The sequence below is a fragment of the Kocuria sp. MNB10 genome, assembly GCF_054073685.1.
The window spans coordinates 860,083-873,748 of record NZ_CM133411.1 but is presented as its reverse complement, the minus strand read 5'-3'; the positions used below and the strand labels follow the sequence as shown (position 1 = coordinate 873,748).

Below are 13,666 nucleotides of genomic sequence, written 5' to 3'. Positions count from 1 at the left end.
TGACGATGCGACGTCGCCCGGGCCCCGCTCACTCCTGGACCCGGATCAGCCCCCGGGCGCCCCGCTCGGCCTCGGCGAACGAGTGATTGACGAACGTGTAGGTCCCGGGCTCGCGGAAGTCGAGTTCCACGAAGCCGCCCTGCGCTGGTGCGAGATCCAGGGCCTGAGCGCCACCCGTCCCACCGGGATTACCGGGTCCATCGGGAGAGAGCTGGTACGCGCCCTCCGTGTAGACGGTGTCGAACTGGCCGCCCACCACGTGGAAGCTCAACCCCTCGGACGGGCCGGCCGCGAGCACCCAGATCCGTACGCGCTCTCCCGGGCGGGCCGTGAGCGGGTCGTGCATGTACTGGGTGGCATGGCCGTTGAACATCGTGAACGAGGGTTGCTTCGCGGCGATCTTCTCCGGATCCACAACCGCGTTGACCCCCTCCGGGAGACCGGGTTGATCCGGGGACGGGGCCGCGAGGTACGTCTCGCTCTGCACGAGCAGGTACTCACGGTCCACGCTCGGCAGGTTCGGGGGATCGATGATCACCGCGCCGAACATGCCCGCTGCGACATGACTGCTCATGGGCATGGTGGAGCAGTGGTAGAGCCAGATCCCGGAACGGAGGGCCGTGAAACGATACACGAGCGATTCGCCGGGGGCGATCGTGCGCATGGCCTGGTCGGGGGAGATGTCCCCCGCGTGGAAGTCCACGGAGTGACCCATGGTGCCGCCGTTGGTCAGGGTGATCTCGAAGGTGTCACCCACCTTCCCGCGCAGCGTGGGCCCCATGTATTGACCGTTGTAGGTCCACACGTCCTGGGTCACGCCGGGGGCCACCTCGCGGGCCACTTCCTGGACGTCCAGCGTCATCCGGTGCACGGTTTCGTTCGATGCGGGGGCCAGTTCGGGGGAGCGGGTCGTGAAACCCTCACCGGGGGCGGCGTTGAGATCCGCCGCCTGCGCCGGGTCCGTTCCGGTGTGCTCCGCGTGCCCGTGTGAACCGTGGGCGCCATCCGTTCCGGTGGCGGTGACCTCTTGGCCCTGTGCGTCCACGGGGATCACGTCGACGGTCATCCCCATGGAGCGGTGACCGATCACCGAGCACCAGCCTTCCAGCCTGTCGGTGATCACTCCCACGTCCACGGTCGCGGAGGCTCCCGGGTCCAGGCGGCCGGAGGTGGCGCCGTTGGCGACGACGAGATCGTGCACCGTGGTGGGGTCGTCGTTGGTCAGGTGGATCACCAGGCGGTTTCCCTGGGGTACCCGGATCTCGGACGGGTCGAAACGCATGTCCTGCTGGGCATGCATCCTGACCTCGGTGGTTTCCCCGGTGCCCTCCGCGCTCGACCTGTTGCTGCCCGTGAGAGAGAAACCCGCGGACTGGGGTGCGACGGCGATCCCCGCCGCGATCGTGAGCAGCACCGTGAGTACCCCGGCCAGGAACTGGGTGGCCGTTCCCATCCCGCGGCGGGAGGACTCGGCAGCGGTTGCCCCGGTCCGGTCCGTGGGTGCTGTGCCGGCCGCGCGTTCGGCGACGGCGCGGCGTCGTGCGGCGATGGCCGCCTTGGCCGAGGAGATCATGAGCGGGATGAAGGCCGCGAGGACCACGGCCCCCACGATCGACACGAGCGCGCGGACCCACGAGGGCAGGACCCCGGCGGGCAGGGCGAACAACGTGATGCACAGGTTGGCGACCGTGACGCGGTAGACCCCGGCGCGGTTCATGGCGGCCAGAGATGCGCGCACGGTTGCGGGGCCGCCGCCCATGGTCGAGGGCAGGATGTAGCTCATGGCGCCGAAGAGAGTCTGCACCAGGAATCCCGCCACGAACGGGATCGTGAGGGACTGCGCCACGGAGGTCTCCACCCCGCGGGTCAGCACGAGCCACGCGGCCAGCACCGTGGTCATCACGAGCCAGGCAATGCCCGAGGCCACGGACCATCCCATGTAACCCTCGGGGCGGCGCTGCATCCCGGTGCGCAGCATGAGCCACCCCACCGTGGCCGCGCCGGCGGCGTAGAGCAGCAACGCGGCGGCCGTGAGCGAGGCCGTTCCGAGCACCGCGAACACGGCAGCGAGGAGACTGCCCGCGGCCATGAGGGGCAGAGCGATGCGTGACAACCGCACCGCGTCGTCGCGCATCCGGGTGCGCAGGATCGTGGGCCACAGCGTCAGCAGGGTCGCGCACACGGTGAGGCCCACGAAACCCAGGACATTGACGGCCTGGTGGGCCAGCAGGAGCCGGGAGTGCCACGTCGCGGAGAGGTCGCGGGCCAGGATCGTGCCGAACACCGCCCCCACGGGTAAGAAGAACGCGGCCGTGGCGTACCAGCGCACGGTGAGTCCGAATCTCGCGGGCAGTGCGGTGCGCGATTGTGCCAGCAGGGCCAGGCCGTGCCAGGTGAGCATCACGCCGATCACGGTGGCCGCGGCCACAGTGAGCCACCACCACCCCGCGAGCATCCCCACGATCAACAGGGCGGTGCCCACCGTGACCCCGTAGATCCGCACGATCTGCCGCGGACGGCCGGAGTCCGGGAGCTTGTGGTGCAGCAGTGCCTCGGTGAAGTGCTGGGACCACACCATGATGGACGTGGTGATCAGCCCGAGCGTGACCATGTGCACCATGAGCCATCGGGTGTCCGGGATCCACCGGTGCGCTGCGATCACGATCACGAGGGCCACGAGCCACCAGCGCACGGGCTTGCCCGCGGTGCGGTGCCATGAGCGGCCCCTGCGGGCGGTGGAGGTGCTGGGCCGCTGCGGGGCACTGATGGGGGGCACGCTGAATCCGTTCCTTAATTGGTGTATGAGATACCATAATAGGCGGCTGCCAGTGCCGCCCGGACCGCCGCCCGGAGCGCCACGGGGACCGCTGTTCGGATCGCGGTTCACGGGCCATGGGTCTGCGGAACCACCGGTGCCACCGGGTGTTGTGCATGGGTTGCGCAGTCGATGACGGCCCCCGCGCGCGCCGCGTTCCGCAGCGGCGGGCCGTTCGTCAGCGGCCCTGCCCGTACGATGAGGGCGTGACCGCAGACATTATCTCCACCATCGCGACAGCCGCCCTCATCGTCATCGGCTGCGTGGGGATCGTGGTCCCGGTGCTCCCGGGCTCCATCACCGCGTTGATCGGGTTGATCATCTGGGCGTTCGTGGTGCGTGCCCCCGAGGGGTGGGTCGTGCTCGCCCTGGGCGGCACGCTCCTCCTCGCGGGGATGTCCGCGAGTCTCGTGCTCACCGGCAGCAAGCTCAAACGCCGGGCCATCCCGAACCGCACGCTGCTCTTCGGTGTGGTGGGCGCGGTGATCGGGATGTTCGTGATCCCCGTGGTGGGCCTGTTCATCGGTTTCGTGGTGGGGCTCCTGCTGTCCGAGACCGTGCGCAACAAAGACTTCAACACCGCACTGAGCACATCCTGGGTGGCCGCGAAGGCCATGGGCGTGGGCATCCTGGTGGAACTGTCGTGCGCCCTGCTGGCCTCGCTGACGTTCATCATCGGGGCGATCGTCTATTTCGTCACCGTGAACTGAGGTCCGCCCCGGTGCCCGCCCGCGGGCGAATTTATGAGTCACCCCGGGCCACGCTGTAACTCTCAGTCATGCCCGGGCCGCTGAGGAACTCCCAGGCGTTCCAAAGCCGTCCTGGACATATCAGTCATTCCAAGGCCACCCGCGAATTCCGAGTTACTCTGGAGCCACCATCGGCTGGGCTCCATGGCCTCACGGCGCCTGAAAATTGCGCGGGGGCGTCAGGGCACCCAAAAGTCCCTGGCGGGCCGGGCGCACCCCGTAGGCCCACCCCGTGACGCCCCCGCCTCAGCCCCGCCAGGGGAGGGGGATGACCTCCACGTCTTGGCCCGCGCTCATGCCGTCCTCCGGAACCACCAGGAGCACATCCGCGTGGGCGAGACCCGAGAGCATCGTGGGGCCCACGGTGAGTTCCGGCAACACACGGCCGTCCTGAAGGTAGGCGGGAATCACGCGGGTGCGGCCTGTGGCCTCGAGGTCCTGACCCGCGGTGACGCGGCGCGTGAACGGCATGGCCTCACCTTTGGCCCCGGCGATCAGGGCGTGCCCCACACTTAGCAGACCGGTCATCGCGGACAGCGGTGAACCGGGAAGCGCGAGCACCACGGGACCGTCGTCAGGCAGCTGGGCCACGATCACCCCGTGGGCGGGTTCTTGCGCCACGCCGTCGATGATGAGGTGGGCCCCGAGATCCTCGAGGGCCTTACGGACGTGATCGTCCTCCCCGTGACCCGTGCCGCCGGTGGAGACCACGATCTCCGCACGGGCGTCGAGCAGCGAGCTCGCACCCATGGGGGCTTCCGTGAATGCGGAGATCATTCCGTCCGCGCCGTCGGCCACGCGCCGGACCTGATCCACGTTCGCACCCAGTTCGCGCAGCGCGGCGGGCAGCTGCAGTCCGAGGACGTCGCGCACCTCACCGGGGCCGGGAATGCCGTCCTCGACCACGTTGGCGAAACCCAGCAGCACGGTCACGCGCGGGCGGCGTCGTACGGGGAGCATGTCGTGGCCCGCGCTCGCGGCGAGACCGAGGTGGGCGGGGTTGAGCTTGCGACCGGCGCGCAGCAGGAGGTCCCCCTGCTCGATCTCCTCGCCCACGGCCCGGACGTCCTGGTTCTTCACGAGGGTCGCTGCGGGTGTGGCGTCCTCGAGGGTGTCGCCCTCCTCGGGTCCGCGGCCGTGCTCACCGGTCGGCATGTCGCGGGCCGCGGGGTCGGCGGGGACCACGTGGCCCCGGTGGGCCTCGAGAACCGCGCGGGTCCCGAACGGGACGGCGTCCCCGGCATTGACGTGGGTGGCCTCACCCGGCTTGAGCTCCACCACCGGGAGGATGCGCTGGTCCGGGGGCAGGGTCAGCAGCAGGCGCTCGTCGGTCTCGGCGGGGCGCGGCATGCGGATCCGCCACGGGCCCTCCCCGGCCACGGCCCAGCCGTCCGCCGCGGCGGAGGGGTAGTGGGGCACGGGCATCTCGGCGGTCACGGACTCGGCGAGGATCTCGTCGAGGCATTTCGCCAGCGGCAACAGGATGTTGGGGAGGGAGTGCGGGGTGCCGTAGGCGATCCGTCGGGCCTCGTCCCACGAGGCCCAGCGCACGGTCGGTTCCGACGCCGCCGAACGGTTCTCGCGCTGGTCGTCGTCCTCGTGAGCGGCGGGATCGTGCTGGTGCGGAAGTCCGGGCATGATGTCTCCTCGACGTGGCGATTCAGTGCAGGTCGAATCTACGCACATCTTCCCATGTATCCACGTCGCTCGTGCTGGCGTGGGGGACGGGGACGGAGCCCAGCGTCAGATGACGCCACACCGAGCGCACGGACACGTCCACCGTGGGCACCTCGCGCAGCACCGCGCTCAGCGCCGCAGAACGGATCAGCACGGCGAGGTTCTCGGTCCGGCCCTCGTCGGACAACGCCATCACGCCGTCGACCTCCGGGGGGACGTCCTGCGCAGCCCGCACGAGCGCGGGCAGTGCGCGGTCGACATGCGGCATGTCGCATGCGAGCACCGCCGTCCACTCGTGACGTCCGCTCACGCCGTCCAGGACGATGACGCCCGCGGCCACCGCCGCCGCCGGTCCCGAGAAGGGCGGATCCTCCCGGGCGCGTAATACGTCCGGCGGCAGCCGCGGATCCTCGGGCCCCACGACCACCACGGCGCCGAACAGGCGCACCGCCGCGACCGTGTGGGCCACCAGCGTGGAGCCCTCGAAGGACAACTGGGCTTTGGGGGCGCCTCCGAGTCGGGAGGAGCGGCCCCCTGCCACGACCACGGTGTCGAAGGGCAGCTGCAAGGACGCGTTCGGGGAGGAGGGCACGGCTCAGTGGGTGGGGGCGGCGTCGTCGGACTCCGCACCCACGGCACTCGACTTCTTGGGCAACCCGGCGATGCGCAGCGCGCATTCCACGGCCACGAGCACGAACGCGATGTAGTACAGGATCATGGTGGGGTAGAAGTACGGGAGCTGCTGGCTCATGCCCACGAGGGACAGCACCACCAGGACCACGGACAGCACCAGGATGACCATGTGCGCCGTGCCGAACGCGCCGGGGCGACCCTTGCGGGCCAGGTACATGGCCGCGAGCGCGAAGAGGATGGGGAACAGCAGCTGCCCAGTGAGCGTGATGCCGTCCTGGACGTAGGGGTAGATGCCCATAGCCTGGACGAGCGCGGTGATCACGAGCAGCACGGGAGCGACGAACGACTTCATGGGGCACCAGTCTACGGGCGCGGGTCCCGGCCCTCCGCGACCGGGTCGGGCACCGTCGGCCGGGAGGGGACGACGTCGCTCGGTCGCCCCGCGAGCGCCTGGAGCCGTTCGCACGGACATCCGGGAACGACGTCGCATGGTTGCCTCGCGAGCCCCCGGGAACCGGTGCGCGGACGCCGTCGGGAATCACCCGGCAGTCTTGGGGGACCGTCCGTGCGGCCGCCGTCGGGACCGGGACGGCGAACCGCGAGACCGCTCCAGAAAACCTCGGGAACCAGCGGCAGCACCCAGGCTTATTAGTCCAGCTAAATATGCCGTATTCCCGCACGTCACACAGGTTCACCGCAATGTCCGAGCCACGCCGAACAAAATACGCATTTTCGATACCAAATCGACTTAGCATGCCGGTATGGCAACCACCGAGACCCCCGCCGGGATCGACGGACCGGCATCAGATGCGCTGTTGAAAATGGGACGTTTCTTCTCCCGCTGGGAGGAGACGCCGGACGGCCGCGCCGTCTTCCGTGAGGGTGGTCGCGCGGGTGACGCCTTCTACCGCAACCGCTGGAGCCACGACAAGGTGGTGCGCTCCACCCACGGTGTGAACTGCACGGGGTCATGCTCGTGGAAGGTGTACGTCAAGGACGGCATCATCACGTGGGAGGCGCAGGAGACGGACTACCCCTCCGTGGGCCCGGACCGCCCCGAGTACGAGCCCCGCGGGTGCCCGCGCGGTGCGGCGTTCTCGTGGTACACCTACTCGCCCACCCGCGTGCGCTACCCGTACATCCGGGGCGTGCTGTTGCAGATGTACCGCGAGGCCAAGCAGCTCCACCACGATCCGGTGCTCGCGTGGGAGTCGATCGTCAACGACCCCGTCAAGCGTCGCGAGTTCCAGCAGGCCCGCGGCAAGGGCGGGTTGGTGCGCGCGAGCTGGCAGGAGGCCGTGGAGATGACCGCGGCCGCGCACGTGCACACCATCAAGACCTACGGCCCGGACCGCTGCACCGGCTTCTCGCCGATCCCCGCCATGTCGATGGTCTCCCACGCCGCTGGCGCGCGGTTCATCAACCTCATCGGCGGGGTGATGAACAGCTTCTACGACTGGTACGCGGACCTGCCCGTGGCCTCCCCGCAGGTCTTCGGGGACCAGACGGACGTCCCGGAGTCCGGGGACTGGTGGGACGCTACCTACCTCATGATGTGGGGCTCGAACATCCCGGTGACCCGCACCCCGGACGCCCACTGGCTCGCGGAGGTCCGCTACCGCGGCACCAAGGTGGTCTCGGTGAGCCCGGACTACGCGGACAACACCAAGTTCGCGGACGAGTGGCTGCCCGCGCAGGCCGGCACGGACGCCGCGCTCGCGATGGCCATGGGCCACGTGATCCTCAAGGAGAACTTCGTGGACCGCCGGGTGCGGTTCTTCGAGGAGTACGTCCTGCAGTACACGGACCTCCCGTTCCTGGTCTCGCTGGACCAGCGGGCGGACGGCACGGTGGTCCCGGACAAGTTCGTGACGGCCGAGGACCTCGCGGCCGCGGGGGACGACGACGCCGCGGGGCAGGCCGACCCCGCGTTCAAGACGGTGCTGCTGGACCGGCACACCCACCGCCCGGTGGTGCCCAACGGCTCGATGGGCTTCCGCTACAACGAGCAGGACGAGGGCCGCTGGAACCTGGACCTGGGGGACACCCTGCCGGCGCTGTCCGTGGCGGACTCCGCGGGCTACGAGGGCGGGGTCAGCGCCGTGGAGCTGCCCGCGTTCACGGACCCCACGGGTGTGGGCTCCGTGATCCACCGCGGCGTTCCCACCACCACGGTGGCCGGGCGCACGGTCACCACGGTCTTCGACATCATGCTCGCGCAGTACGGCGTGGGCCGCGACGGCCTGCCCGGTGAGTGGTCCGCGGGCCTCGACGACGCCGCCACCCCCTACACCCCCGCGTGGCAGGAGGAGGTCACCTCCGTCCCTGCGGAGGCCGTGATCCGCACGGCACGGGAGTTCGCTGCCAACGCGGAGAAGTCCCACGGCCGGTCCATGATCATCCTGGGCGCGGGCATCTGCCAGTGGTACCACGGTGACACCACCTACCGGGCGATCCTCGCGATGCTCATGCTGTGCGGCTGCCAGGGCCGCAACGGCGGCGGCTGGGCGCACTACGTGGGCCAGGAGAAGGCCCGCCCCATCACCGGGTGGGCGGCCATGGCGTCCGCGAACGACTGGATGCGTCCCCCGCGGTTCATGATCGGCACCGCGTTCTGGTACATGCACACGGACCAGTGGCGCTCGGACGGGTACTCCTCCGACTCCCTGCAGTCGCCGCTCGCGGAGGGTCACCTGAGAGGCATGCACACCGCGGACGTCGTGGCCCAGTCCACCCGCCTGGGGTGGATGCCGTTCTACCCGCAGTTCCACGAGAACTCGCTGGACGTCGCGGACGCGGCGATCGCCGGTGTGGAACGCGGCGAGGCGGCGTCGGAACCCGAGTGGATCGCACAGAAGCTCAAGAGCGGGGAGCTGAACTTCGCCGTCGAGGACCCGGACGCCCCGGAGAACTGGCCGCGCACGCTCGTGCTGTGGCGCTCCAACCTCTTCGGCTCCTCCGCGAAGGGTGAGGAGTACTTCCTCAAGCACCTGCTGGGCACGCACCACAGCGTGCGCGGCGAGGACCACGCGCAGGCCAAGCCGCAGGACGTGCGCTGGCGGGAGGAGGCCCCCGAGGGGAAGCTGGACCTGCTGGTCTCCGCGGACTTCCGCATGACGTCCTCCACGCTGCTCAGCGACGTCGTCTTCCCCGCGGCCACGTGGTACGAGAAGTACGACCTCTCCTCCACGGACATGCACCCGTACGTGCACGCGTTCACCCCGGCGATCACCCCGCCGTGGGAGGCCAAGACGGACTGGAAGCTGTTCCAGTTGCTCGCGGACGAGGTCGGCAGGCTCTCGGCCGGGCACCTGGACACCCGCAAGGACGTGGTGGCCACCGCGCTGCAGCACGACACCCCCGGGGAGATCGCCCAGCCGGGCGGTCACGTCCCTGACTGGAAGGGCACAGACATCCCCGCGGTGCCGGGCAAAAACCTGCCGCCCATGAAGATCGTGGAGCGGGACTACACGGCGATCGGGGACAAGTTCGTGGCCCTCGGCCCGCTCGCGGACAAGCTCGGGCTGACCACCAAGAACGTGACGTTCGACGTCTCCGCCACGGTGGACCGGCTGGGCCGCCAGCACGGCGTCTTCGACTCCGGTGCGGCGGAGGGCAGGCCCGCCCTGGACTCGGACGCCCGCATGGCCGAGGCCATCCTGAGCCTGTCCGGCACCACCAACGGCGCGCTGGCCACGCAGGGCTTCGAGACCCTCGAGAAGCGGGTGGGCAAGCCGCTGGCGGACCTCGCCCGCGGCTCCGAGGAGAAGCTCATCACCTTCAAGGAGACCCAGCAGGCACCGGTGCCCGTGATCACCTCCCCGGAGTGGTCCGGCTCCGAGACCGGTGGGCGCCGGTACGCGCCGTTCACCGTGAACATCGAGCGCCTCAAGCCGTTCCACACCCTGACCGGGCGGATGCACTTCTTCCTGGACCACGACTGGCTCAAGGACATGGGAGAGATGCTCCCCGTCTACCGCCCGCCGCTGGACATGCACCGGCTCTTCGGCGAGCCGCAGCTCGGCGACAAGGGGGAGCTGTCCATCGCCGTGCGGTACCTGACCCCGCACAACAAGTGGTCCATCCACTCCGAGTACCAGGACAACCTGTTCATGCTCTCGCTCTCGCGCGGCGGCACCACGGTGTGGATGGCGCCGCAGGACGCCCAGGCCATCGAGGTCTCGGACAACGAGTGGGTGGAGTGCGTGAACACCAACGGTGTGTTCGTGGGACGCGCCGTGGTCTCCCACCGCATGCCGCCCGGCGTCGTCTACGTCCACCACGCGCAGGAGCGCACGATCGACGTCCCCAAGTCCGAGACCACGGGCAAGCGCGGCGGCATCCACAACTCCGTGACGCGCATCCTCGTGAAACCCACCCACATGATCGGTGGCTACGCCCACCTGTCCTGGGCCTTCAACTACATGGGGCCCACCGGAAACCAGCGGGACATCGTCTCCGTGGTCCGCAAACGTTCCCAGGAGGTTCAGTACTGATGCGTGTGATGTCGCAAGTTGCCATGGTGATGACCCTGGACAAGTGCATCGGCTGCCACACGTGCTCCGTCACGTGCAAGCAGGCGTGGACCAACCGGGCGGGCACCGAGTACGTGTGGTTCAACAACGTGGAGACCCGCCCCGGGCAGGGCTACCCGCGCCGCTACGAGGACCAGGACCGATGGAAGGGCGGCTGGGAGCTCAACAAGCGGGGCAATCTCAAGCTCAAGTCCGGCGGGCGGCTCAAGAAGCTGGCCCAGCTCTTCGCGTCCCCGGTGCAGCCGGAGCTGAAGGACTACTACGAGCCGTGGACGTACGACTACGAGAACCTGGTCAACGCTCCGGCGAGCGACGACTTCCCCGTGGCGCGCCCCAAGTCCCTGATCACGGGCAAGGACACCAAGATCGAGTGGTCCGCGAACTGGGACGACGACCTCGGCGGCGCCACCGAGATGGGTCACCTGGACCCCGTGGTGGAGAAGCTGCGCAAGGACGCGAACGACCGCATCAAGTTCGAGTTCGAGCAGACGTTCATGTTCTACCTGCCGCGGCTGTGCGAGCACTGCCTCAACCCCTCCTGCATGGCCTCGTGCCCCTCCGGTGCCATCTACAAGCGCACCGAGGACGGGATCGTGCTGGTGGACCAGGACCGCTGCCGCGGCTGGCGCCAGTGCATCACCGGCTGCCCGTACAAGAAGATCTACTACAACCACAAGTCCGGCAAGGCCGAGAAGTGCACGTTCTGCTACCCCCGCATCGAGGTGGGCATCCCCACCGTGTGCGCGGAGACGTGCGTGGGCCGCATGCGCTACATCGGCATCTTCCTGTACGACGCCGACAAGGTCACCCAGGCGGCCGCGACCCCGAACGAGCAGGACCTGTACGAGGCGCAGCTGGACCTCATGCTGGACCCGAACGACCCCGAGGTCATCGAGGCCGCCCGGCGTGACGGGATCCCCGAGGACTGGCTGGACGCCGCCCGCAAGTCGCCGGTGTACGCGCTCGCCAAGACCCTGCGGGTGGCGCTGCCGCTGCATCCGGAGTACCGCACCATGCCCATGGTCTGGTACGTGCCGCCGCTCTCGCCCATCGTGGACCTCCTCAAGGAACAGGGCCACGACGGCGAGGACCCGGAGAACCTCTTCGGGGCGATCGAGTCCCTGCGGATCCCGGTGGAGTACCTCGCGGAGCTGTTCACCGCGGGGGACACCGAGCTGATCACGGACGTGCTGCGCAAGCTCGCGGCCATGCGGGCGTACATGCGGGACATCACGCTCGGGGACGAGCCGGACGAGAGCATCGCGGAGGCGGTGGGCATGACCGGTGCGCAGATCAAGCAGATGTACCGGCTCATGGCGATCGCCAAGTACGACGAGCGCTACGTGATCCCCGCCGCCCACGTGGAGGACGCCCACAACCTGGAGGAGATCGGCTGCTCCCTGGACGTGGACGGCGGCCCCGGGATGGGCCAGACCGGCGTGTTCGGGGAGGCCTCCGGGCGCCCCGCCCCCGTGGCGGTGGAGAACTTCGCGGCGCTCAAGGCCCGCCAGCGTGGGGAGGACCCCACGGGCAACGACCAGCTGGCCGGGCGTGTGAACCTGCTGAACTGGGACGGCAACGGCACACCCTCCGGCCTGTTCCCCGCCCGGATCGGGCAGGGTTCGGAGGCCGGGGAGGATGCGGCGAGCCTCGCGGCGACGTCGTCGAACCCCGGCTCCCGTCCGGACCAGGGGACTGCCGGCGCGGACGGGGCGCGGTGATGGGCCTGCTCGCGAACCTGCTGGGCAAGCCTGGCAAGGGCACCGTGGAGGTCCCCGGCTACCGTGACCGCACGCCGCAGCGCTCCGCGGTGGTGCGCCAGTGCGCCGGGTTACTGCTGAGCTACCCGAGCCCGGAGCTCGTGGCGCAGCTGCCGCTGCTGGAGAGTGCGCTCGAAGAGGTGGGCGTGGACCCGCAGCGGATCGCGCCGCTGACCGCATGGCTGCGCGGGCCGGACCTGCGGGAGATCCAGGGCGAGTACGTCCAGGAGTTCGACCTCTCCCGCCGCCACAGCCTGCACCTGACCTACTGGACGGACGGGGACACCCGACGCCGCGGCGAGGCGCTGTCCGCGTTCAAGCAGGTCTACCGCGCGCACGGGTGCGAGTTCGGGGACGAGGAACTGCCGGACCACCTCCCCGTGGTGCTCGAGTTCGCCGCGCGCGTCTCCGCGGAGGACGGCTTCGAGCTGCTGCAGCGCTACCGCCCGTCCCTGGAGCTGCTGCGCCTGGCGCTGGTCCGGGACGAGCTGCCCCAGGCCTGCGCGGTGGAGCTGATCTGCTCCACCCTGCCCGGGCCCTCGCCCGAGGACGAGTCCGCCGTGGCCCGGATGGCCGGCTACGGCCCGCCCACCGAGGAAGTGGGCCTGGACGCCTACGACCCCCGCCTGCTGCCCATGACCGGAGGAAACCCGTGAACGTGATCGACATCCTGCTCTGGGGAGTCCTGCCGTACGTGGTCATGCTGACCCTGGTGGGCGGGCTGATCTGGCGCTACAAGTACGACCAGTTCGGGTGGACCACCCGCTCCTCGCAGCTCTACGAGTCCCGTCTGCTGCGCATCGCGTCCCCGCTGTTCCACTTCGGCATCCTGGCCGTGCTGGCGGGACACATCATGGGCCTGGTGATCCCCAAGTCCTGGACCGAGGCCGTGGGCATGTCCGAGCACGCGTACCACTTCCTGGCGCTGTCCATCGGCTCGGTGGCCGGTGTGGGCACCCTGGTGGGCCTGGTGCTGCTGATCGTGCGCCGCCGTCTGACCGGTCCCGTGTTCATGGCCACCACCAACAACGACAAGTTCATGTACGTGATGCTCGTGGGCGCCCTGCTGGCAGGGCTCGCCACCACGGTGCTCTCCGTGTTCGACCCCTCCACCGTGGACTATCGCGAGACGGTCTCCCCGTGGTTCCGCTCGCTGTGGATCCTGCAGCCGGACGTGGGCGCCATGGCCGCCGCGTCCACGAGCTTCCACGTGCACGTGCTGTGGGGCATGGCGCTGTTCGCCGTGTGGCCCTTCACCCGCCTGGTGCACGCGTTCACCGCGCCCTTGCACTACCTCTTCCGCCCGTACATCGTCTACCGCTCCCGGGGGGACTCGCTCCGCGCGGGCTCGGTGAACTACCGGCGCGGCTGGGAGCCCATCGGCACCCAGGACCGCGCGAGCACACGACGCCGCACGCGCCCTCCGCGCGAGCACTCCGGTTCCACAGGCTCCGGTTCCACGCGCGCCAAGTAGCACCACACCCGCCCTGTCCCACC

Annotated in this window: 9 protein-coding genes; 5 read left to right on the top strand and 4 right to left on the bottom strand. The window is 69.5% G+C overall.

Annotated features, from left to right (window positions below; genetic code table 11):
* Positions 1-28: 28 nt before the first annotated feature.
* Positions 29-2,776: a multicopper oxidase domain-containing protein gene (locus tag ACW9PK_RS03820; protein ID WP_457016605.1), complete on the bottom strand. Its 2,748-nt coding sequence runs from the start codon at positions 2,774-2,776 to the stop codon at positions 29-31.
* Positions 2,777-3,021: 245 nt separating this feature from the next.
* Here ACW9PK_RS03820 and ACW9PK_RS03815 point away from each other — a divergent pair, with 245 nt between their 5' ends.
* On the top strand, positions 3,022-3,525 hold the full coding sequence (locus ACW9PK_RS03815) for a DUF456 domain-containing protein (RefSeq protein WP_457016603.1): 504 nt from the start codon (positions 3,022-3,024) through the stop codon (positions 3,523-3,525).
* Positions 3,526-3,810: 285 nt separating this feature from the next.
* Here the strand turns inward: ACW9PK_RS03815 and ACW9PK_RS03810 are convergent, their stop codons facing one another.
* From ACW9PK_RS03810 to ACW9PK_RS03800, 3 genes are read right to left on the bottom strand one after another with little or no spacing between them, the layout of a single operon-like run.
* Positions 3,811-5,202 (bottom strand): molybdopterin molybdotransferase MoeA, encoded by a 1,392-nt coding sequence (locus ACW9PK_RS03810; protein ID WP_457016601.1) that lies wholly within the window; start codon positions 5,200-5,202, stop codon positions 3,811-3,813.
* Between the two features lie 22 nt (positions 5,203-5,224).
* Positions 5,225-5,833 (bottom strand): molybdenum cofactor guanylyltransferase, encoded by a 609-nt coding sequence (locus ACW9PK_RS03805; RefSeq protein ID WP_368835817.1) that lies wholly within the window; start codon positions 5,831-5,833, stop codon positions 5,225-5,227.
* Between the two features lie 3 nt (positions 5,834-5,836).
* Positions 5,837-6,226 (bottom strand): hypothetical protein, encoded by a 390-nt coding sequence (locus tag ACW9PK_RS03800; protein ID WP_239321675.1) that lies wholly within the window; start codon positions 6,224-6,226, stop codon positions 5,837-5,839.
* 409 nt (positions 6,227-6,635) lie between these two features.
* Here ACW9PK_RS03800 and ACW9PK_RS03795 point away from each other — a divergent pair, with 409 nt between their 5' ends.
* The 4 genes from ACW9PK_RS03795 to narI are packed head-to-tail and all read left to right on the top strand — an operon-like array spanning position 6,636 to position 13,643.
* Positions 6,636-10,370 carry a nitrate reductase subunit alpha gene (locus tag ACW9PK_RS03795; protein ID WP_368835818.1) on the top strand — a complete coding sequence of 1,245 codons (3,735 nt, stop codon included), beginning with the start codon at positions 6,636-6,638 and terminating at the stop codon, positions 10,368-10,370.
* Entirely contained in the window at positions 10,370-12,130 is a 1,761-nt protein-coding gene (gene narH, locus ACW9PK_RS03790) for a nitrate reductase subunit beta (protein ID WP_145011151.1), read from the top strand. Before ACW9PK_RS03795 ends, narH begins: the two co-directional genes overlap by 1 nt.
* Positions 12,130-12,825 carry a nitrate reductase molybdenum cofactor assembly chaperone gene (gene narJ / locus ACW9PK_RS03785; protein WP_368835819.1) on the top strand — a complete coding sequence of 232 codons (696 nt, stop codon included), beginning with the start codon at positions 12,130-12,132 and terminating at the stop codon, positions 12,823-12,825. The genes narH and narJ overlap by 1 nt, the downstream gene beginning before the upstream one ends.
* Positions 12,822-13,643, top strand: a complete 822-nt coding sequence (gene narI, locus ACW9PK_RS03780; protein ID WP_368835820.1) for a respiratory nitrate reductase subunit gamma — start codon at positions 12,822-12,824, stop codon at positions 13,641-13,643. Before narJ ends, narI begins: the two co-directional genes overlap by 4 nt.
* The last annotated feature ends 23 nt before the right edge of the window (positions 13,644-13,666 follow it).

Excerpts from the sequence above, each read along its gene's own strand:
- ACW9PK_RS03810 (WP_457016601.1), bottom strand. The coding sequence starts at position 5,202 with ATGCCCGGACTTCCGCACCAGCACGATCCCGCCGCTCACGAGGACGAC.
- ACW9PK_RS03800 (WP_239321675.1), bottom strand. The coding sequence starts at position 6,226 with ATGAAGTCGTTCGTCGCTCCCGTGCTGCTCGTGATCACCGCGCTCGTC.
- narJ (WP_368835819.1), top strand. The coding sequence starts at position 12,130 with ATGGGCCTGCTCGCGAACCTGCTGGGCAAGCCTGGCAAGGGCACCGTG.
- ACW9PK_RS03795 (WP_368835818.1), top strand. The coding sequence starts at position 6,636 with ATGGCAACCACCGAGACCCCCGCCGGGATCGACGGACCGGCATCAGAT.
- narH (WP_145011151.1), top strand. The coding sequence starts at position 10,370 with ATGCGTGTGATGTCGCAAGTTGCCATGGTGATGACCCTGGACAAGTGC.